Raw genomic sequence first — 20,487 nt, forward strand, 5'->3', positions numbered from 1 at the left:
GCCAGCCGCAGGGGCCGCAGCAGCGGCACCTTCGACTTCCAGTTCCAGCAGTTCGTCGCCTTCTTTCAGGCGATCGCCCAGCTTCACTTTCAGGCTCTTGATGATACCGGCCTTCGGCGCAGGCACTTCCATGCTCGCCTTGTCCGATTCCAGTGTCAGGATGCTCTGGTCGGCTTCGATACGGTCGCCGACCTTCACAAACAGTTCAATTACTTCACCTTCACCGCTGCCGATGTCAGGTACGCGAATGAGTTCGCTCACAGAGTGTCTCCTCAGCAGTCCAGTGGGTTGCGTTTTTCCGGGTTGATACCGAACTTGGCGATGGCTTCAGCCACCACTTTAGGTTCGATGTCACCACGGTCAGCCAAGGCTTCCAGGGCTGCCAACACCACGAAATGACGGTCGACTTCGAAGAAGTGACGCAGCTTCTTGCGGCTGTCACTGCGGCCGAAACCATCGGTGCCCAGGACTTTGAATTCCTTGGACGGGACCCACTGACGAATTTGTTCAGCGAACAGCTTCATGTAGTCGGTAGAGGCAATGACCGGACCTTTACGGCCGTTCAGGCACTCTTCCACATAGCTCAGCTTAGGCTTCTGGCCCGGGTGCAGACGGTTGGTGCGCTCAACGGCCAGGCCGTCGCGACGCAGTTCGTTGAAGCTGGTAACGCTCCACACGTCGGCGCCGACGTTGAACTCTTCACGCAGGATCTTCGCCGCTTCACGGACTTCACGCAGGATGGTGCCGGAGCCCATCAGCTGAACGTGGTGCGCCGCTTCGCGGGTATCTTCCTCAAGCAGGTACATGCCTTTCTTGATGCCTTCTTCGGCACCGGCCGGCATGGCTGGCTGCTGGTAGGACTCGTTCATCACGGTGATGTAGTAGAAGACGTCCTGTTGCTCTTCGGTCATCTTCTTCATGCCGTCCTGAATGATCACCGCCAGCTCGTAGCCGTAGGTTGGATCGTAGGTGCGGCAGTTCGGGATGGTGGCAGCCAGCAGGTGGCTGTGGCCGTCTTCGTGCTGCAGGCCTTCACCGTTCAGGGTGGTACGGCCGGCGGTGCCGCCGATCAGGAAGCCACGGGTGCGGCTGTCGCCAGCGGCCCAGGCCAGGTCGCCGATACGCTGGAAGCCGAACATCGAGTAGAAGATGTAGAACGGCAGCATCGGCTGGTTGTGGCTGGAGTACGAGGTACCGGCAGCGATGAAGGAGCTCATGGCGCCCGCTTCGTTGATGCCTTCTTCGAGGATCTGGCCTTTCTGGTCTTCCTTGTAGAACATCACCTGGTCTTTATCGACTGGCTCGTAGAGCTGGCCGACGGACGAGTAGATGCCCAACTGACGGAACATGCCTTCCATACCGAAGGTACGGGCTTCGTCCGGGATGATCGGCACGATGCGCGGACCGATTTCCTTGTCCTTGACCAGTTGCGCGAGGATCCGCACGAAGGCCATGGTGGTGGAAATTTCACGGTCGCCCGAGCCGTCCAGGATCGCCTTGAGGGTGTCCAGTGGCGGGGTTGGAATGTTGAAGCTCTTGGCGCGACGCTGAGGCACGAAACCGCCCAGTGCGGTACGGCGCTCGCTCAGGTAGCGGGCTTCGGCGCTGCCTTCTTCCGGTTTGAAGAACGGCAGGTTTTCGAGTTCGTCGTCTTTGACCGGGATATCGAAACGATCGCGGAACAACTTCAGGCTGTCGACATCGACTTTCTTGGTGTTGTGCGCAGTGTTTTTCGCTTCGCCGGCACCGGTGCCATAACCCTTGATGGTTTTGGCCAGGATGACGGTCGGTTGTTCTTTGTGGTTGACCGCTTCGTGGTACGCCGCGTAGACCTTGTACGGGTCGTGGCCGCCACGGTTGAGCTTCCAGATCTCGTCGTCGGACAAGTCTGCAACCATCGCCTTGAGTTCTGGCGTGTTGAAGAAGTGTTCACGCACGAACGCGCCGTCTTTGGCTTTGTAGTTCTGGTACTCGCCGTCGATGACTTCGTCCATGCGGCGTTGCAGGATACCGTCGACGTCTTTGGCCAGCAGTGGGTCCCAGAAACGGCCCCAGATGACTTTGGTCACGTTCCACTGAGCACCGCGGAACACGCCTTCGAGTTCCTGGATGATCTTGCCGTTGCCGCGAACCGGGCCGTCGAGGCGCTGCAGGTTGCAGTTGATGACGAAGATCAGGTTGTCCAGCTTCTCGCGGCCGGCCAGGGAGATCGCGCCCAGGGATTCCGGCTCGTCGCACTCGCCGTCGCCCAGGAAGCACCAGACTTTCTGTTTGCCCGGCTGGATGAAGCCACGGTGTTCCAGGTACTTCATGAAGCGAGCCTGGTAGATCGCCTGGATCGGGCCCAGCCCCATGGATACGGTCGGGAACTGCCAGAAGTCAGGCATCAGCCAAGGGTGCGGGTAGGACGACAGGCCCTGACCGTCCACTTCCTGGCGGAAGTTGTTCATCTGGTCTTCGGTGATGCGGCCTTCCATGAATGCACGGGCGTAGACGCCTGGCGAGGTGTGGCCCTGGAAGTAGATCAGGTCGCCGCCGTGTTCGTCGCTCGGAGCCTGGAAGAAGTAGTTGAAGCCGATGTCATACAGGGTCGCACTGGAGGCGAAGCTGGAGATGTGACCACCCAGGTCAGAATCTTTCAGGTTCGTACGCATTACCATGGCCATCGCGTTCCAGCGTACCAACGAGCGAATGCGGCGTTCCATGAACAGGTCGCCAGGCATGCGTGCTTCGTGGGTAACGGGGATCGTGTTGCGGTAAGGCGTGGTGATGGCGTAAGGGAGCTGCGAGCCACTACGGGTCGCGAGTTCGCCCATACGGGTCATCAGATAGTGAGCACGGTCTTCGCCTTCTTTGTCGAGAACCGATTCCAGGGCGTCCAGCCATTCCTGGGTTTCGACGGGATCGAGGTCTTGCATGGCTTGCTCCAGGGCGGAAAGGCTTCCAGAATCGGTTGCCTGAGTTTGCGACTGGCCTTGTGGGCAGACGATATAAATTCTTGGATTGCCGAGAGGTATGTTCCGGCGGCGTGTAGTTTTACTACAAATCATCGGGCATTTCAGCCTTTCGAATGTATAGACGAGTAGTAAAACTACAGAAGATCGGCTTGTGGCCTCCGGCTGCGTTGTGAGAATAATCGTTAAGGTTGGTCTTTTGCCAACCAAAAAAGGTGAAGGCTTGATGATCGCTGCCAAAAATAAACAAATTTCAGCTATTTCTAACCTTTGTTCGACAGTCGGTCAGGTAGCGCATTTTCACGAATCACTACATGCAGCCCTTCACACGCCGATCAAGGATAGACCATGAGCCTCCCTTCGCTTGCCGAACTGCCCGGCGTACTCCTGCCCTTTGTCACCCGTGCCGAGCAGTCGTTCCGTACGGCCGTCGCGGCGCTTGCCGATGATCATGGCCTGTCTGCCTGGACGCCTGAGCGTTGGGCACAATTTGCCCGCGTCACCGCCGCCAGCGACTTTGTCATTGAACAGAGTGTGCGTGACCCTTTGATGTTGCTGGAGCTGGTGCAGTCCGGCGAGCTGGATCGCGCCTTTGCCCCGGGCGAGTTGTGCGCACAGATTACGACGGCGGTGAGCGTAGCCGAAACCGACGACCAACTTGGCCGCGCCCTGCGTCGCCAACGCACCCGCCAGCAAGTGCGGATCATCTGGCGCGACCTGACTCGCCAGGCCGATTTGATCCAGAGCTGTCGCGACCTCTCGGACATGGCCGATGCGAGTATCGATCAGGCCTATCAGTGGTTGTATCAGCGCCATTGCCAGCAGTTCGGCACGCCCACCGGGCGGCGCAGCGGCGAGCCGCAGCAGATGGTCATCCTCGGCATGGGCAAGCTCGGCGCCGTGGAACTGAATCTGTCGTCGGACATCGACCTGATCTTCGCCTACCCCGAGGGCGGTGAAACCGTCGGTGTAAAGCGGTCGCTGGATAACCAGGAATTTTTCATTCGCCTTGGTCAGCGTCTGATCAAGGCCCTGGACCCGATGACCGTCGACGGTTTCGTGTTCCGCGTCGACATGCGCTTGCGGCCTTACGGTTCGTCCGGCGCGCTGGTGCTGAGCTTCAATGCGCTGGAGCAGTATTACCAGGATCAGGGCCGCGACTGGGAACGCTACGCGATGATCAAATCGCGCGTGGTGGCCGGCGATCAAGTGGCGGGGGCGCAACTGCAAGAAATGCTGCGCCCGTTCGTTTACCGGCGTTATCTGGACTTCTCGGCCATCGAAGCGCTGCGCACGATGAAGCAGCTGATCCAGCAGGAAGTCCGGCGCAAGGGCATGGCTGACAATATCAAGCTGGGTTCTGGCGGTATTCGTGAAGTCGAATTTATCGCTCAGGCCTTCCAGCTGATTCACGGTGGCCGCGACCTGAGCCTGCAGCAGCGTCCTCTATTAAAAGTACTGAGTACCCTCGAAGGTCAGGGTTACCTGCCAGCGGCGGTGGTCAGCGAATTGCGCGAAGCCTACGAATTTCTGCGTTACACCGAGCACGCGATCCAGGCGATTGCCGACCGTCAGACCCAGATGCTGCCGGATGGCGAACAGGATCAGGCGCGCATTGCCTTTATGCTCGGGTTTGCCAATTGGACGGCGTTCCACGAACAGCTGATGTACTGGCGTGGCCGGGTGGCCTGGCACTTTGCTCAGGTGATTGCCGATCCCGATGAAGAGGACGGCGCCGAGAGCGAAGTGGTGGTCGGAGGGGAATGGCTGCCGCTATGGGAGGAGGCGCAGGACGAGGAGGCCGCGTGCCGTCAGTTGGAAGAGGGTGGTTTCGCCGACGCCTCCAAGGCGCTGAAAGCCTTGGCCAGTCTGCGTGGCAGCCCGCAATTGCGCGCCATGCAGCGCCTGGGGCGGGAACGCCTCGATGCTTTTATTCCGCGCTTGCTGGCTCAGGCTGTAGAGCATGCCAGCCCCGATTTGGTGCTGGAGCGGGTGCTGCCGCTGGTGGAGGCCGTGGCGCGTCGTTCCGCCTATCTGGTGTTGTTGACCGAGAACCCCGGCGCGCTGCGCCGCCTGCTGACGCTGTGTGCCGCGAGCCCATGGATTGCCGAGCAGATCACGCGCTTTCCGCTGCTGCTCGACGAATTGCTCAACGAAGGCCGGTTGTTCAAGCCGCCGCTGGCGCCGGAATTGGCCGCTGAATTGCGCGAGCGTCTGACGCGGATTCCCGAAGATGACCTCGAACAACAAATGGAAGCCCTGCGGCATTTCAAACTGGCGCACCGCTTGCGCGTCGCCGCTTCGGAAATCGCCGGCAGCCTGCCCTTGATGAAGGTCAGTGATTACCTGACCTGGCTTGCCGAGGCGATCCTCGAACAAGTGCTGGCCCTGGCCTGGCGCCAGACCGTGGCCAAGTACGGTACGCCGCTGCGCACCGACGGCAGCTTGTGCGACCCTGGTTTCATCATTGTCGGTTACGGGAAAGTCGGCGGTCTGGAACTGGGGCATAGTTCGGACCTGGATCTGGTGTTTATCCACGACGGCGATCCGCAGGCCGAAACCGACGGGCCGAAGCCTATCGATGGCGCGCAGTTTTTTACCCGGCTCGGGCAGCGCATCATTCATTTGCTGACGGCGCAGACCAACTCCGGCCAGCTGTATGAAGTGGACATGCGCCTGCGGCCGTCCGGTGCGTCCGGTTTGCTGGTGAGTTCCCTGGGGGCGTTTGCCCGGTATCAGGAAAACGAAGCCTGGACCTGGGAGCACCAGGCGCTGGTGCGGGCGCGAGTGCTGGTGGGCAGTCAAGATGTCGGCCAGGCATTCGAGAAGGTTCGCGCGGCGGTATTGGCCAAGCCGCGGGACCTGCCGACCTTGCGCCAGGAGGTCAGCGAAATGCGCGCCAAGATGCGCGATAATCTCGGCAGCAAGAGCACTGCGGCGGGCACGGCGGCAAATGCCTTCGAGGCCACGGCGCCGTTCGATCTCAAGCAGGACGCCGGAGGTATCGTCGATATTGAATTTATGGTGCAATACGCGGCTCTGGCATGGTCTGAAGCGCATCCGTCATTGCTGCGCTATACCGACAATATCCGCATTCTGGAAGGGTTGGAGGAGGTCGGGCTGATGCCCGCCGAAGACGCCAGCCTGTTGCGTGAAGCCTATAAGGCCTACCGCTCCGCCGCTCACCGGGAGGCCTTGCAGAAGGACGCCGGCGTAATACCGGGCGACCAGTTCGTGGATGAACGACGGCAGGTCATGCGGATCTGGCGCGAGTTGGGGTTAAGCTGAACAGGCAACGAGATTCGAATGTGGGAGCGGGCTTTTGTGGCGAGGGAGCTTGCTCCCGCTGGAGTGCGAAGCGCTCCCGAACCAGCTTGTGCGGTCTGTCAGTGAGAATGCGGTGGCAAGTTTTGGGGCTGCTGCGCAGCCCAGCGGGAGCAAGCTCCCTCGCCACAGGGGTTTATGCTGACTGACATGAATGTGTATTAAATTGATCCGACGAGCCCCAATCGGCTCGTCCAAATGACCTGACGGCTTACCCCGCAGGTGCTGGATTCTCGAGGCGGGGAGGCGTATGCCTCCCCGGCTCGTTTTTGGAAACCACATGAAAATTCTGATCGTTGGGCCCAGTTGGGTCGGTGACATGGTGATGGCGCAGACACTTTTCCAGTGTCTCAAACAGCGCCACCCGCAGTGCGAAATCGACGTGCTGGCCCCCGAGTGGAGCCGGCCGATTCTCGAGCGCATGCCCGAAGTACGCCAGGCCTTGAGCTTCCCGCTCGGCCATGGTGTGCTGGAACTGGCGACGCGTCGGCGCATCGGTAAATCCCTGGCCGGTCAGTACGACCAGGCCATCCTGCTGCCCAATTCCCTGAAGTCGGCGCTGGTGCCATTTTTCGCCGGCATCCCGAAACGCACCGGCTGGCGCGGCGAATTCCGCTACGGCCTGCTCAATGACGTGCGCACGCTCGACAACGAACGTTACCCGCTGATGATCGAGCGCTTCATGGCCCTGGCCTTTGAGCCCGGTGCCGAGTTGCCGAAGCCGTATCCACGGCCGAGCCTGCAGATCGACCCGGTGACCCGCGACGGCGCGCTGGCCAAGTTCGGTCTGGCCCTCGACCGTCCGGTATTGGCGCTGTGCCCTGGCGCGGAGTTCGGTGAGTCCAAGCGCTGGCCGTCCGAGCACTACGCCAAGGTCGCCGAAGCGAAGATCCGTGAAGGCTGGCAGGTCTGGCTGTTCGGCTCAAAAAACGATCACGCGGTGGGCGAAGACATTCGTGCGCGGCTGATACCGGGTTTGCGTGAAGAGTCGGTGAACCTCAGTGGCGACACTTCCCTGGCCGAGGCCATCGATCTGCTGTCCTGCGCCGATGCGGTGGTCTCCAACGACTCCGGCCTGATGCACGTGGCTGCCGCGTTGAACCGCCCGTTGGTGGCGGTGTACGGCTCGACGTCGCCGGGCTTTACGCCACCGTTGGCCGAGCATGTCGAAATCGTGCGCCTGGGCATCGAATGCAGTCCGTGCTTCGATCGCACCTGCCGGTTCGGTCATTACAATTGCTTGCGCCAACTCATGCCCAAAGCGGTGAACGAAGCCTTGCAGCGGTTGCTGGGCACTGTGGTCGAGGTCAAATAGTTTGCGGGTACTGTTGATCAAGACTTCTTCGCTGGGCGACGTGATTCACGCGTTGCCAGCGTTGACCGACGCGGCGCGGGCGATCCCCGGCATCACGTTCGACTGGGTGGTGGAAGAAGGCTTCGCCGAGATTCCGACCTGGCACCCGGCCGTGGGCAAGGTGATTCCGGTGGCGATCCGTCGCTGGCGCAAGAACATCTGGCAGACCATCAAGAGTGGCGAGTGGAAGCGTTTCAAGCAAAGCATTCGCGCGACCAAATATGACTTGGTGATCGATGCCCAGGGCTTGCTGAAAAGCGCGTTGCTGACTCGCTACGTCAAAGCACCAGTGGCCGGGCTGGACAAAAACTCGGCCCGCGAACCGATCGCTGCGCGCTTCTATTCCCGACGTCTGGCCGTGGCCCGTGGGCAGCACGCGGTAGAGCGAGTGCGCCAGCTGTTCGCAGTGGCACTTGGTTACGACCTGCCTAAGGGGCTGGGCGACTATGGCCTGAACGTCGAACGACTGGTGGAATTACCGCGCAAGAATCCGTACGTGGTGTTTCTCCATGGCACCACGTGGGACACCAAGCACTGGCCCGAAGCCTATTGGCGCGAGCTGGCCGAGCGGGTGGGTTACCTCGGCGTGGCGGTCAAGCTGCCGTGGGGTAATCCGGTCGAAAAGGCCCGCGCCGAGCGCATTGCCAAAGACATGCGACACGTCGAAGTGCTACCCAAGCTGAACCTGGCCGGTGTCGGCAAAGTCCTGGCCGGAGCGCAAGCCTGCGTAGCGGTGGACACCGGTCTCGGTCACCTGGCTGCGGCGCTGGACGTGCCGACCCTGTCGCTGTTCGGCCCGACCAACCCGGGCCTGACCGGGGCGTACGGCAAGTCGCAGATTCATATGGCCAGCGACTTTCCCTGCGCGCCGTGCCTGCAAAAGAAATGCACCTATCAACCGACGGCCGACGATGCCCGTCGGTTCGACCTGAAACGCGAGTGGCCTCTGTGCTTCACGCGTCTGAATCCCGAGCGTGTCGCGAGCCGACTGAGCACGTTGTTACTGGCTGAGGAGCTGCGCTGATGCAATTGGCATTTGTCCTGTACAAATATTTTCCGTTTGGGGGCTTGCAGCGCGACTTCATGCGCATCGCCCTTGAATGTCAGCAGCGCGGCCATCAGATTCGCGTCTACACACTGATCTGGGAAGGCGATGTTCCGCCGGGTTTCGAAGTGCTGGTGGCGCCGGTCAAAGCGTTCTTCAATCATCGGCGCAACGAAAAACTCACCGAGTGGATGGAGGCCGATCTGGCCAGGCGTCCGGTGGATCGCCTGATCGGTTTCAACAAAATGCCGGGCCTGGACGTTTACTACGCCGCCGACGGCTGCTTCGAAGACAAGGCGCAAAACCTGCGTAACTCGCTGTACCGCCGCTGGGGCCGCTACCGGCACTTCGCCGAGTATGAGCGCGCGGTGTTCGCCAAGGACGCCAAAACCGAAGTGTTGATGATTTCCGAAGTCCAGCAGCCGCTGTTCATCAAGCATTACGACACGCCGCTTGCGCGCTTCCATTTACTGCCGCCGGGTATCTCCCAGGACCGTCGCGCGCCGGCCAATGCGGCCCAGATTCGGGCTGAGTTTCGTCAAGAGTTCAACCTCAAGGATGACGATTTGCTGCTGGTGCAAATCGGCTCCGGGTTCAAGACCAAAGGCGTGGACCGCAGCCTCAAGGCGCTGGCCGCGCTGCCCGCCGAACTGAAAAAACGTACTCGGCTGTTTGTAATTGGCCAGGACGACCCCAAAGTATTTCAGTTGCAGAGCGCCACTTTGGGCCTGGGCGACAACGTGACGTTCCTCAAGGGCCGCAGCGATATCCCGCGTTTCCTGCTTGGTGCCGATCTGTTGATCCATCCGGCGTACAACGAAAACACCGGGACGGTATTGCTAGAAGCTGTGGTGGCCGGCTTGCCGGTGCTGGTGAGCGCGGTGTGTGGGTACGCCCATTACATCGCCGAGGCCGATGCGGGTCTGGTGCTGGATGAGCCCTTCGATCAGGCCCAACTGACTCAATACCTGACCGGCATGTTGAACGACCAGGATGCACGGGCGGCCTGGAGCCGCAACGGTCTGGCCTTCGCCGAGACGGCCGACCTCTACAGCATGCCGCAACACGCGGCCGATGTGATTCTGGCGGAGCACGCTTAATGAAGTTGATGCTGGCTGAACCGTTCAAGAGCCTCTGGGCCGGGCGCGATCCGTTTGCCGAAGTCGAGGGCCTCAAGGGCGAGGTGTACCGCGAGCTTGAAGCGCGCCGGACACTGCGTACTGAAGTGGACGGCCACGGGTTCTTCGTGAAGATCCACCGTGGCATTGGCTGGGGTGAGATTTTCAAGAACCTGCTGACCGCCAAGCTGCCAGTGCTTGGCGCGGGCCAGGAATGGAAGGCTATTCAGCGCCTGCAAGAAGTCGGCGTACCGACCATGACCGCTGTCGCTTACGGCGAAAAGGGCAGCAACCCGGCGGACCAGCATTCGTTCATCGTCACGCAAGAGCTGGCGCCCACCGTCAGCCTCGAAGATTTCAGCATCGACTGGGTCAAGCAACCGCCCGAGCCAAAACTCAAGCGTGCCCTGATCGCCGAAGTCGCGCGCATGACCGGCATGATGCACCGCGCCGGGGTCAACCACCGCGACTGCTACATCTGCCACTTCCTGCTGCACACTGATAAACCAGTGACAGCCGACGATTTCAAGCTGTCGGTGATCGATCTGCACCGTGCTCAGACCCGTCCGACGATTACCCAACGCTGGCGCAACAAGGACCTGGCGGCGCTGTATTTTTCGGCGCTCGACATTGGCTTGACCCGTCGCGACAAACTGCGTTTCCTCAAGGGTTACTTCCAACAGCCGCTGCGCCAGATTCTGGCCGAAGAAGCGGGACTGCTGGCATGGCTCGAAGGCAAGGCCAACAAGCTCTACGAGCGTAAGCAGCGATACGGGGATGCGCTCTGATGTCGGGTTGGACACTGGAACCTGCTTACAGCGATCTGGCAGAAGACTTCGGCAGTCTTGACGCGGTGTTCGCGCTCAAGGGCGAACAACTGACCCGCGATCCACTGTCCGAGGTCATTCGCGTCCGGCGCAATGGCGTCAACTATTACGTCAAACGCTACGTCGGCGCCGGCAAAGGCCTGCGCCGTTACCTGGGCAAGCCGCGGGTGAAAGCTGAATGGCAGAACCTCAAGCGTTTCGCCAAGTGGGGCATTCCTACCGCCGAAGTAGTGGCTTGGGGACTGGAACGGCGCGGCGCGGCATACGATCGTGGGGCGATGATCACGCGCGAGCTGCCCAATACCGAAGACTTGTCGGCCCTGGCAGGTCGGCATGATCCGAAACTGGCGGACCGCGCCTGGGTCGACAACATCAGTCGACAGCTGGCGGGCTATACACGGACCATGCACGACCACCGTTTTACCCATAACGACTTGAAGTGGCGCAACCTGTTGATCGACGATGAGTCCCGGCTGTTTCTGATCGACTGCCCCAACGGTGATTTCTGGCGCGGCTTCTGGCTCAAGTACCGAATCACCAAAGACCTGGCTTGTCTGGACAAAGTGGCCAAATATCACCTGTCGGCCACCCAGCGCCTGCGCTTCTACCTGCAATACCGCCAATGCACCCGGCTCAATGCCGCCGACAAGAAACGGATTCGGCACGTGGTGAGATTTTTCGAGGGACGCGAATGACTGATTTTCTGGCTGCTGAAGACCGTGCGCTGCTTGAGCGTCATGGTCTCGGCACCTTTGACGCACTCTGGGCCAAACAGCTCGAGGCGGTGGATGAGCCCAATACCGCCGGTGAAGGCTGGAGCAGTGTGTTTCGGCTGGAGCTGGAAGGTCATGGCTACTACCTCAAGCGCCAGAGCAACTATCTGACCCGCACGTGGCATTCGCCCTTTGGCGAGCCGAGTTTTGCCCGTGAGTTTCGTAACATCAGTCTTTATCAGAAACTGGGTGTTCCGGCGTTGCAGGCGGCGTTCTTCGGTGAGCGTAAGGTCGACGGCGAAGTCCGGGCGATTCTGCTGACCCGCGCGCTGGACGGCTGGGATGATCTGGATTCACTGTTGCAGCGCTGGTCCGACCTGAGCACGGCGCAGCACTCGGCGATTCTGAAAGCCTGTGGGCAACTGGCGCGACGTCTGCACGAGGTGCGGCAACTCCACGGTTGCTTCTATCCCAAGCATATTTTTCTGCGGGCCACCGGTGACGGCTATCAGGCTCAGTTGATCGATCTGGAAAAAACCCGTCCGCTGTTGTTCGGCCAACGTGATCGGGTCAAAGACCTGGAACCGTTGCTGCGTCGGGCGCCGGAATGGAGCGAAAGTCAGCTGCGCGAGTTGTTGGCGGTTTATCTGGATCAGCCATTGAACAGCTCGCTGGTGGACAGTTGGGTATCGCGCCTGAGTGCGCGGCGCAGTCACAAGGAGGCGCGTTGATGCGTTTGTCCGAACTGAAAAACGCCGGCCGCAGCCCGAGTCTGCCACTGAACATTCCGCTGGCCGATGCCGCGGGGCCTGCGGAGTTACAGCTGCTGAGCCTGCTGCGGGTGTTGCCGGGGCAGCGTTACGTGGGTGCCGGGGTCTGGCGCGGCCGGCCAGTGTTGGCCAAATTGCTGGTCGGCGGTAAAGCGGCGCGGCATTTTCAGCGTGAACTGGACGGCGTGCGTTTGCTCGCCGCTCAGGGGCTGACCACGCCGTTGTTATTGGCTGATGGCCTGAAGGACGGCGAAGGCGGCTGGTTATTGTTCGATTTCCTTGAAGGCGCCGAGAGCCTGGGGGGCGCCTGGAAACAGGTTGAACACTTGCCGGTGCTGGCGGATGAGCAATCAGCGGTGCTGGCCGAGGCCTTGGGCGCCATTGGGCAATTGCACAGCAAAGGCCTGTGGCAGGAAGACTTGCATTTGGACAACCTGTTGCGCCATGGTGGTCAGTTGTATTTGATCGATGGCGCCGGGATCTGTGCCGAGACGGCTGGCAAGCCACTGTCGCAGCAGAGAGTCCTGGAAAACCTCGGGGTGTTTTTCGCCCAGTTACCCAAATCGCTGGAACCCTTCACCGAAGAATTGCTGGTGTATTACCTGTTGGGGAACGGCGAGCATGCCTTGCCCATGGAAGCGCTGCAGAAGCAGATCAACAAGGTCCGTCGCTGGCGCTTGAAGGATTTCCTGATCAAGGTCGGCCGCGAATGCACGCTATTCAGCGTCCGGCGCGGAGCGTTCGGCTTGCGGGCGATTCGCCGTGAGGAAGAGGCGGCGATGTTGCCGGTGCTGGAGCAGGCAGACGCCTTGCTCGATCAAGGCCATCTGTACAAGACCGGCGGCGCGGCGAGTGTCGGCAAGGTCGAGGTAGCTGGTCGTACATTGGTGGTCAAACGCTACAACATCAAAGGCTTTGCCCATTGGCTCAAACGTTTCTGGCGCCCGAGCCGCGCCTGGCACTCATGGCGTGAAGGCAATCGCCTGGCGTTCCTGGGCATCGCCACGCCCAAACCGCTGGCGTTACTGGAGAAGCGTTTTCTCTGGCTGCGCAGCCGGGCGTACCTGGTGACCGAGTATTTGCCGGGGCCGGACATCATCGAGCGATTTGCGCCGTACGTGGAAAGCGGCGAAGCGCCGCAAGCCGAGTTGCAGGCTCTGGATCACCTGTTCGCCGAGCTGATTCGCGAGCGGATCAGCCATGGCGATTTCAAGGGCCATAACCTGTTTTGGCAGCAGGATCGCTGGGCGCTGATCGATCTGGATTCGATGTGTCAGCATGGTTCGGTCAGTAGCTTTGCCCCTGCATATGCGCGAGACCGGGCGCGGTTCATGCGCAACTGGCCCGAGAGCAGTGCGCTGTATCAGGTGATTGACCAGCGTTTGCCTAAAGATATCTCTAGCGCTGCCTGAGTCGGGTCTTCGACCCTTTCGTGAGCAAGCCCGCTCCCACAATAGGTTTATGTCGAACACAAATTTTGTGAGCGACCGAGAACCACTGTGGGAGCGAGCCTGCTCGCGATGAGGCCAGAACTGTCAGTCGAGTTACCCAGTGGTAGAGGCGGACAAATTCTTGTGAACCGTCCTACATGATCTACAGACCCCATGAACTGTGCCCTGAATAGCCGCGATGCTAGTTTGCCTGACGTTCTCGGAGGGCAGATTTTGACGATAAAAATGGCTGTGTTGCTGAGCACTTTCTCACTGGCGCTATCTGGCTGCGGGACCGCTGTCACGGTGTTGCAGGATGACGAGGCCGCCGCCCGTGGCCTCAGAAAGCAAAAAACCTACTGCCAGTCCATCCCTCGCATCTATAGCGGTCTGGCCCACGACTTCTGCCTGCTGCATGCGCCGCCTGATCCCACCGGTATTCTGGTGCCGGTTGTCTTGCTGGATTTGACCTTGTCTGGTGCACTGGACACGGTTGCCTTGCCGTACACAGTTTACCGGCAGGCAACCGACGGCAATATCAGGATTTACTGGCGTCCGGGCCGCGGGTAACTCTTTTGTATTCTCGCGTGTCAGTGCTACACCTAACGCACTTGGTTAGAAACAAAGGGTGAATAGCGCGTGTCGACCCCGATCTTGCCCTCTCAACAGTTTTTTCTTTTTGAAAACGAAGCCTTGACTAATGTTGAGGCGAAAAAGCCTTTACCTCCGTTCGGGAGGTACAGCGATTTCATAATCTATGTGGATGAGAGTGGCGATCATGGGATGCAAACATTAGATCCAAACTATCCAATGTTTGTGCTGGCATTTTGTGTGTTTCATAAAAGGCATTATTGCGAGAAGGTTATTCCTGCCCTTCAGAAGTTTAAATTTAATCATATGGGGCACGACCTGATCGGTCTGCATGAATTGGATATCGAAAAGAAAAGGGAGCGTTCTCTAGTCTGTTCACGTCGAGGCAACACAAACATGCCTTTCTCGATGAATTGACGGGCATCATTGAAGCCAGCAATTTCGTCCTGATCAGCTGTGTTATCGACAAAGCTGCCCTTCGCGAAAAACAAGGTCCTGTCCACAATCCTTATCACGTCGCACTCGGCTTCTGTCTGGAAACGCTTTATGAGTATTTACAGGAAAAGAATCAACAGAGCGTTTTAACTCATGTGATTTTCGAGCGTCGAGGGAAGCGGGAGGATAACGAGCTTGAACTGGAGTTTCGTCGCATGTGCGATGGCGCGAACCGATTGGGTATTCAGTTGCCGTTCGATATCGTCTTTGCAACCAAGCAAGTGAATTCTACGGGGTTACAGCTAGCGGATCTTGTTGCAAGACCCATTGGCATGAGCGTTTTGCGGTCTGGGCAAGAAAATCGTGCCTTTGACGTACTCAAGCGCAAGTTCTACTGCAGTGGCGGGCGTAATAATGTGGGGAAGGGTTTCGAGAACTGGGGTTTAAAGATTTTCCCTCTCTCAGAAAGCGAAAAGCCCCGGTGAAACTCACCGAGGCCACAACGCCGACCGGGATCCCCCAGTCCATTTGCGCAGGAGTCTATGTCGAGGTCTTTCATCTGTCAACGCACCAGCTTGCCACTTCCCGCTAGAGGCTTGCCGCCGCTTTTAAGCTATAATCCCGCCCTTTAGCTGTCTCTCGCCCCTTGCGAGGGCACATTAATTTTTGAGGCGCGTTGCGCCTGCATGCAGACTAAAGAGGCTAGACCCCTGTGGCATTGACGATTCTTGGCCTGTCCGGCGCCCTTAGCCATGATCCTTCCGCAGCCCTGTATATCGACGGCAAGCTGGTCGCGGCGGCTGAAGAAGAGCGCTTCGTGCGCGATAAACATGCAAAGAACCGCATGCCTTATGAATCGGCGAAGTTCTGCCTCGAACAGGCGGGCATCAAACCGTCCGACGTTGACGTGGTAGCGATTCCTTTCGCGCCGATCAGCCTGTTCGGCAAGGCTCGCTGGCACTACGCCAAGCGTTACTGGTACGCCCCGGACCGCGCCCTCGACGCGATCCTGATGGGCAACCGTCGCTACAAGCGCTACCGCAACAAGATTGTCTGGTGCCTCGAGCAACTGGGCTTCGATCCGAAGAAAATCAAGATCGAGCCGGTCGAGCACCACCTGGCCCACGCCTCCAGTGCCTACCACTGCTCCGGCTTCAAAGAGAAAACCGCGATCCTGGGGATCGACGGCAAGGGCGAGTACGCCACGACTTTCTTCGGTTACGGTGAAAACGGCAAGATCCACAAGATCAAGGAATTCTTCGATCCGGACTCCCTCGGCGGCCTGTACGGCGCGATCACCGAGTTCCTCGGTTTCGAGATGCTCGACGGTGAGTTCAAGGTCATGGGCATGGCGCCGTACGGCGATGCCAGCAAATACGATTTCTCGCGTCTGGCCTCGTTCGAGAACGGCGAGCTGGTGATCAACACCGACTACGCCAACGTCATCGGCCTGCGTCGTTATAAAGAGAAGGGCAAAGGTTTCTACTTCTCGCCGAAACTGATCGAGTGGCTGGGGCCCAAGCGCGAAGGCGACATCGCCGACGAGCCGTACATTCATTATGCCGCGAGCATGCAAGCGCTGTTCGAGAAACTGGCGTTGCAGATGATCGACCACTATCTGGGCGATGTGCTCAAGGAAACCGGCAAATTGGCCTTCGCCGGTGGCTGTGCGTTGAACGTCAAGTTGAACCAGAAAATCATTGCCCGCGACGACATCAAAGAGTTGTTCGTTCAGCCTGCGTCCGGCGATGCCGGTACCGCGGTCGGCGCTGCGGCTTACGTGTCCCACGCCCGTGGCGTACCGGTCGAGAAGATGGAACACGTCTATCTCGGCCCGTCCTACAGCAACGAAGACGTGCTCGCGGCCTGTGCCCGTCACCCGAGCAAGCCTGCGTGGCGCAAGCTTGAGAACATGCCGGAAAGCATCGCCAAGATCATGGTCGACGGCAACCCGGTGGCCTGGTTCCAGGGCCGCATGGAGTTCGGTCCGCGCGCCTTGGGCGGTCGTTCGATCATCGGTTGCCCGAGTGCGACTGGCGTGGCTGACCGCATCAACCACCAGATCAAGTTCCGCGAGCGCTGGAGGCCTTTCTGCCCGTCGATGCTCGACACCGTTGCGCCACAGATGATCAAGATCGATCACCCGGCACCATTCATGACCTTTACCTTCGAAGTGGCTGAAGAGTGGAAGACCCGCGTGCCGGAAGTCGTCCACGAAGACGGCACGTCCCGGGCCCAGGTGTTGAAGCGCGAATACAACCCGCGCTACTACGACATGATGAAGGCGCTGGAAGTGCTGACTGGTAACGGCGTGTCGCTGAACACCTCGCTCAACCGTCGTGGCGAACCGATGATCTGCTCGCCGACCGACGCCTTGAACATGTTCTTCGGTTCCGACCTGCAGTACCTGATCATGGAAGACATTCTGGTGGTCAAAGAAGGTGCGGACGCTTATGACACGCTCGGCTGAGCGCCATGTGCTGCAGTTCTGCCACGGCTATGACGGGCCGTTTCTGGACTGCGCCCGGCAGTACGCCAGCCTGTTCGCGGGGACCGGTTATCGAGTGACCACGGTGTTTCTGACCGGGGCTGCCGATGCCGAAGTCGCCGCGAGCTGTGCTTCCGATGAAGTGCTGTTCATGGAATACAGCTCCAAGGCCATTCGTGGCCTGAAGCTGGGCGCCATCGGCGATCTGCGCAAGATCGCCGCCTCGCGCAATTTCAGTTTTTGCATTGCTCACCGTTTCAAGCCGATCTATATCGCCTTGCTCGGCACCTCGTTGCCGGTCATTGGCGTGCATCACGCGTTTGGCGATTACCAGCGCGGTACCCGCAAACTGTTCGCACATATTTTCCGCAAGCGCCTGAGCCTGCTCGGGGTCTCCGATGCGGTGCGTGACGACATGCGCCGTTGTTTGCCGAAATGGCCGGTCGAGCGGATTCAGACGCTTTATAACCGTATCGATGTGCAGGCGTTGCAGTCCAGTCAGGTATCGGTTCGTGAGGCCCGGGAAACCCTCGGTCTGTCGATGGATGCCTGGATCGTCGGCAACGTCGGGCGCCTGCATCCGGACAAGGATCAGGCCACGCTGCTGCATGGTTTTGCTGCTGCATTGCCGGGGTTACCGGCCAACAGTCAGTTGGTGATCCTTGGCAGCGGTCGGCTGGAGCAGGATCTCAAGGCCATGGCGCGTGAGCTGGGTATCGGCGATCGCGTGCTGTTCCTTGGCCTGGTGCCCGAGGCGCGTCGCTACTTCCGCGCTTTCGATGTGTTTGCCCTGAGCTCCGATCACGAACCGTTCGGCATGGTATTGCTGGAGGCCATGGCTGCCGGCGTGCCGTTGCTCGCCACTGCGTGCGGTGGGGCCAGGGAAGTGGTTGAAGGCGTCGGCATTCTGTTTCCGCTGGGCGATGCCGAGCGTTTGGCTCAAGGGCTGCAACATCTGGCCGCGATGGATGACCAGCAACGTCGCCAGTGTGCCGAGCTGATGTTCGACCGCTTGCGTGAGCGCTTCTCCGATCGCGCGGTGCGCGACGCTTTCTGGCATTTGCCGCATGTCACCGAACTGGCACCGAGGGGCTGATGCTCAACCGATTTGAAGGCTGGCGCGAACGTGGCTGGGCGCAGGTCGACGCCTCGACGTATGCACAGGCCTGGCAACGTTTTGGCGGCAGCGTCGCGACTCATCCCCTGGTGGTCGAACGTCTGGCACAGTTGGCTGACATTCCGGTGCGCTATCTGGCCTGGGAACAGGATGGCGAAGTGAAAGCCGCCATCCCGACCTGGGGTCGCGACCTGGCACTGTCCAAGGACGTGCTCAAGCGCAGTGGTAAAAAGGGCCTGTTCGACCTCGGCAATGCCGAGCTGATCCTGCCGGCCGCCGCCGATGCCCAGGCACCGTTGCGTCATCGCGGACGTTACCTGTCGGCGCTGAGCGAAGGCCGTTTTACCGGCATCAAGCTGCAGGCCGAACAACTGGCCATGGCCCGGACGCCTGAAGAACTGTCAAAGAAGTTTCGCTACAACCAGCGCCGCGAATTGCGTCTGCTGGAAGAAGCAGGTGGTGTGGCGCGGCCGGTTGCCGAGTTTTCCAGCCGCGAACTGGCGGCGATCTATTGCGACCTGTTCCAGCGTCGTTGGGGTTTCCCGGCCACCGGAGCCGAGCGGATGGGCGAGGTGATCGAGCTATTGCGCGAATTGCTCATAGGCTCAGTGATTTTCCTCAACGACGCACCGATTGCAATTCAACTGGTATACCGCGTCGAGGCGCCGGAGTGGATCAGCGTCGAGTACGTCAACGGCGGTGTCGATCCCGAGACCCGCGAATTCAGCCCCGGCAGCGTGCTGAGTTTTCTCAACACCCAAAGCGCCTGGGAGCATGCACGCGCGCTGAATAAACCTCTGCGGTTTTCCTTTGGTCGGACCGACCGTGAGTACAAGGACCGCTGGTGCAATTCTGTGCCGGTCTTCACCGTATGAGCCAAGCCATGAGCCGTAAACAGCAATTGCTCAAGCGCCATCGGCGCAATAAACGCATAAGCCTGATGATTGCGCTGATGCTGTTGATCGCTATGGGGGTGCTGGTTGCCTGGTGGCTGCCGCTGGTGCTTGCGGTGCTGGGCTGGGTTGCCCATGAGGCGTGGTTCGCCGACCATCTGTTTTATTCGCCAAAAGACGATTACCAATACAGTTTCCCGCCTTATACCCCGCAGCCCAAGATTTATCTGGACGGTGAGCGGCTGCGTCTGGATGAGGGCGTCATGTTGGTCGATGACGCTACACTGGTGCTGGCGTTGCGGGTGAAAAGCACGTGGCTGGGGCGCTTTATCGATCCTGTGGTCGAGTTGGCGGGTGGCGATAATCCCGACCGGCAAACCTTTGAACGCGGTGTAAATGGCCTGCGTTACCTGAACCTCACGGGGCAGGCGCAAGTGCTGTCGCAAGGTGAGCTGCGATTGCGCGGGCGTTTCTGTCGATTGCTCGGCGAGCCTGTGCTCTGGGCGCTCGAGCATCCGGACTACCGCCGTCAGCGGGTGATGGTGATTGCGCCCCACGCCGATGACGCCGAACTGGCCGCCTACGGTTTGTACAGTCAGGCCGATGAGGCCTGGATCGTCACCCTGACCGCAGGGGAGATCGAAGCCGGGCACTATCAACAGATGGGCTTGAATACGGTCGAGGCGGCGCGCCTCAAGGGCCGTTTGCGGGCTTGGGACAGTATCGCTGTGCCGCGCTGGGCCGGGGTGCCCGAGGCTCATTGCGTGCAGTTGGGGTATTTTTGTCTGCAACTGGCGACGATGCAGGCCGCTCCAGCCACGCCGGTGGGGTCGCGAGAAGCGGATTTGAGCGACACCCGGTTTTTTCGTCAACTGAATCCATTTGTCCTGCCGGGTGATGTCGACGGTGCGCCAACCTGGAATAATTTGCTGGCTGACTTGCGTGAGCTGTTGCTGCAAGCCCGTCCGGAAGTGATCGTGCTGCCGCACCCGACCCTCGACCCGCATCCCGATCACATCTGTGCTCAGGAAGCGGTTCTCGAAGCGTTGAAAGGGCTGGAATGGCAGCCGACCACCGTACTTGGCTATGCCAACCATCTGCACGACAATGATCGTTGGCCGATGGGTGATGCGAGTCATGGTATCGCCCTGCCGCCGGCATTCGATTCGGTAACGCCGATGCAGCCCTGCTGCCTGCCAATTGCTTTGGAGCGCCAGCGTGATAAAGCGATGGCGTTGGGTATGATGCACGACCTGCAGCCGCCCATGCCGTTCAAGCGCCGTTTGCGACGGTTGATACAGTGGCTGCTGGCCAGTAGAGTGCCATCCGTCTATGGAAAGAACGATTTCTTTCGTAAAGCGGTCAGACGCCACGAGTTATTCTGGGTTTTGAAGCATGATGAAACATCTGTAAAGCAGAAATGAAGCA

Annotated in this window: 15 protein-coding genes and 1 pseudogene; 14 read left to right on the forward strand and 2 right to left on the reverse strand. The window is 59.7% G+C overall.

What is annotated here, in order from left to right; all coding sequences use genetic code 11:
• Both PMI18_RS11615 and aceE read right to left on the reverse strand, forming a co-directional pair.
• A partial coding sequence (locus PMI18_RS11615; RefSeq protein ID WP_007902526.1) for an acetyl-CoA carboxylase biotin carboxyl carrier protein subunit occupies positions 1 to 261 on the reverse strand: 261 nt, incomplete at its 3' end.
• Between the two features lie 11 nt (positions 262 to 272).
• Positions 273 to 2,918, reverse strand: a complete 2,646-nt coding sequence (aceE, locus tag PMI18_RS11610; protein ID WP_007902527.1) for a pyruvate dehydrogenase (acetyl-transferring), homodimeric type — start codon at positions 2,916 to 2,918, stop codon at positions 273 to 275.
• 384 nt (positions 2,919 to 3,302) lie between these two features.
• On the opposite strand from aceE, the gene glnE reads away from it, so the two are divergent.
• From glnE to PMI18_RS11545, 14 genes and pseudogenes are all read left to right on the forward strand, one after another.
• A complete protein-coding gene (glnE, locus tag PMI18_RS11605) occupies positions 3,303 to 6,242 on the forward strand; it encodes a bifunctional [glutamate--ammonia ligase]-adenylyl-L-tyrosine phosphorylase/[glutamate--ammonia-ligase] adenylyltransferase (RefSeq protein WP_007902528.1) in 2,940 nt (979 codons plus the stop codon).
• A gap of 316 nt (positions 6,243 to 6,558) precedes the next feature.
• Positions 6,559 to 7,593, forward strand: coding sequence for a lipopolysaccharide heptosyltransferase II (gene waaF, locus PMI18_RS11600; protein WP_007902529.1), 1,035 nt, complete (start codon positions 6,559 to 6,561; stop codon positions 7,591 to 7,593).
• A 1-nt stretch (position 7,594) separates the two neighbouring features.
• Positions 7,595 to 8,656: a lipopolysaccharide heptosyltransferase I gene (waaC, locus tag PMI18_RS11595; protein ID WP_007902530.1), complete on the forward strand. Its 1,062-nt coding sequence runs from the start codon at positions 7,595 to 7,597 to the stop codon at positions 8,654 to 8,656.
• On the forward strand, positions 8,656 to 9,777 hold the full coding sequence (locus tag PMI18_RS11590) for a glycosyltransferase family 4 protein (RefSeq protein WP_007902531.1): 1,122 nt from the start codon (positions 8,656 to 8,658) through the stop codon (positions 9,775 to 9,777). Before waaC ends, PMI18_RS11590 begins: the two co-directional genes overlap by 1 nt.
• Entirely contained in the window at positions 9,777 to 10,583 is an 807-nt protein-coding gene (rfaP, locus tag PMI18_RS11585) for a lipopolysaccharide core heptose(I) kinase RfaP (protein ID WP_007902532.1), read from the forward strand. Before PMI18_RS11590 ends, rfaP begins: the two co-directional genes overlap by 1 nt.
• The gene (locus PMI18_RS11580) at positions 10,583 to 11,317 is read left to right on the forward strand and encodes a lipopolysaccharide kinase InaA family protein (RefSeq protein WP_007902534.1); all 735 of its coding nucleotides are present in this window, start codon (positions 10,583 to 10,585) and stop codon (positions 11,315 to 11,317) included. The genes rfaP and PMI18_RS11580 overlap by 1 nt, the downstream gene beginning before the upstream one ends.
• The gene (locus PMI18_RS11575) at positions 11,314 to 12,066 is read left to right on the forward strand and encodes a lipopolysaccharide kinase InaA family protein (protein ID WP_007902538.1); all 753 of its coding nucleotides are present in this window, start codon (positions 11,314 to 11,316) and stop codon (positions 12,064 to 12,066) included. Before PMI18_RS11580 ends, PMI18_RS11575 begins: the two co-directional genes overlap by 4 nt.
• A complete protein-coding gene (locus PMI18_RS11570; RefSeq protein WP_007902540.1) occupies positions 12,066 to 13,517 on the forward strand; it encodes a lipopolysaccharide kinase InaA family protein in 1,452 nt (483 codons plus the stop codon). The genes PMI18_RS11575 and PMI18_RS11570 overlap by 1 nt, the downstream gene beginning before the upstream one ends.
• Positions 13,518 to 13,769: 252 nt before the next feature.
• Complete coding sequence (locus tag PMI18_RS11565) at positions 13,770 to 14,105, forward strand: YceK/YidQ family lipoprotein (RefSeq protein WP_081499870.1); 336 nt, start codon at positions 13,770 to 13,772, stop codon at positions 14,103 to 14,105.
• A gap of 69 nt (positions 14,106 to 14,174) precedes the next feature.
• Positions 14,175 to 15,046, forward strand: a pseudogene (locus tag PMI18_RS0129625) (DUF3800 domain-containing protein).
• 227 nt (positions 15,047 to 15,273) lie between these two features.
• The gene (locus PMI18_RS11560) at positions 15,274 to 17,031 is read left to right on the forward strand and encodes a carbamoyltransferase family protein (RefSeq protein WP_007902547.1); all 1,758 of its coding nucleotides are present in this window, start codon (positions 15,274 to 15,276) and stop codon (positions 17,029 to 17,031) included.
• Positions 17,015 to 18,145 carry a glycosyltransferase gene (locus tag PMI18_RS11555; RefSeq protein ID WP_007902548.1) on the forward strand — a complete coding sequence of 377 codons (1,131 nt, stop codon included), beginning with the start codon at positions 17,015 to 17,017 and terminating at the stop codon, positions 18,143 to 18,145. The genes PMI18_RS11560 and PMI18_RS11555 overlap by 17 nt, the downstream gene beginning before the upstream one ends.
• Complete coding sequence (locus PMI18_RS11550; protein ID WP_007902549.1) at positions 18,145 to 19,041, forward strand: antimicrobial resistance protein Mig-14; 897 nt, start codon at positions 18,145 to 18,147, stop codon at positions 19,039 to 19,041. Before PMI18_RS11555 ends, PMI18_RS11550 begins: the two co-directional genes overlap by 1 nt.
• A gap of 8 nt (positions 19,042 to 19,049) precedes the next feature.
• Positions 19,050 to 20,483, forward strand: coding sequence for a PIG-L deacetylase family protein (locus PMI18_RS11545; protein WP_007902551.1), 1,434 nt, complete (start codon positions 19,050 to 19,052; stop codon positions 20,481 to 20,483).
• Positions 20,484 to 20,487: the final 4 nt, after the last annotated feature.

It is taken from the genome of Pseudomonas sp. GM102 (assembly GCF_000282555.1).
GTDB lineage: Bacteria > Pseudomonadota > Gammaproteobacteria > Pseudomonadales > Pseudomonadaceae > Aquipseudomonas.

Bases quoted from the DNA above. Each gene is read 5' to 3' on its own strand.
- aceE (WP_007902527.1), bottom strand. From the start codon at position 2,918: ATGCAAGACCTCGATCCCGTCGAAACCCAGGAATGGCTGGACGCCCTG.
- glnE (WP_007902528.1), top strand. From the start codon at position 3,303: ATGAGCCTCCCTTCGCTTGCCGAACTGCCCGGCGTACTCCTGCCCTTT.
- waaF (WP_007902529.1), top strand. From the start codon at position 6,559: ATGAAAATTCTGATCGTTGGGCCCAGTTGGGTCGGTGACATGGTGATG.
- PMI18_RS11590 (WP_007902531.1), top strand. From the start codon at position 8,656: ATGCAATTGGCATTTGTCCTGTACAAATATTTTCCGTTTGGGGGCTTG.
- rfaP (WP_007902532.1), top strand. From the start codon at position 9,777: ATGAAGTTGATGCTGGCTGAACCGTTCAAGAGCCTCTGGGCCGGGCGC.
- PMI18_RS11580 (WP_007902534.1), top strand. From the start codon at position 10,583: ATGTCGGGTTGGACACTGGAACCTGCTTACAGCGATCTGGCAGAAGAC.
- PMI18_RS11575 (WP_007902538.1), top strand. From the start codon at position 11,314: ATGACTGATTTTCTGGCTGCTGAAGACCGTGCGCTGCTTGAGCGTCAT.
- PMI18_RS11570 (WP_007902540.1), top strand. From the start codon at position 12,066: ATGCGTTTGTCCGAACTGAAAAACGCCGGCCGCAGCCCGAGTCTGCCA.
- PMI18_RS11555 (WP_007902548.1), top strand. From the start codon at position 17,015: ATGACACGCTCGGCTGAGCGCCATGTGCTGCAGTTCTGCCACGGCTAT.
- PMI18_RS11550 (WP_007902549.1), top strand. From the start codon at position 18,145: ATGCTCAACCGATTTGAAGGCTGGCGCGAACGTGGCTGGGCGCAGGTC.
- PMI18_RS11545 (WP_007902551.1), top strand. From the start codon at position 19,050: ATGAGCCGTAAACAGCAATTGCTCAAGCGCCATCGGCGCAATAAACGC.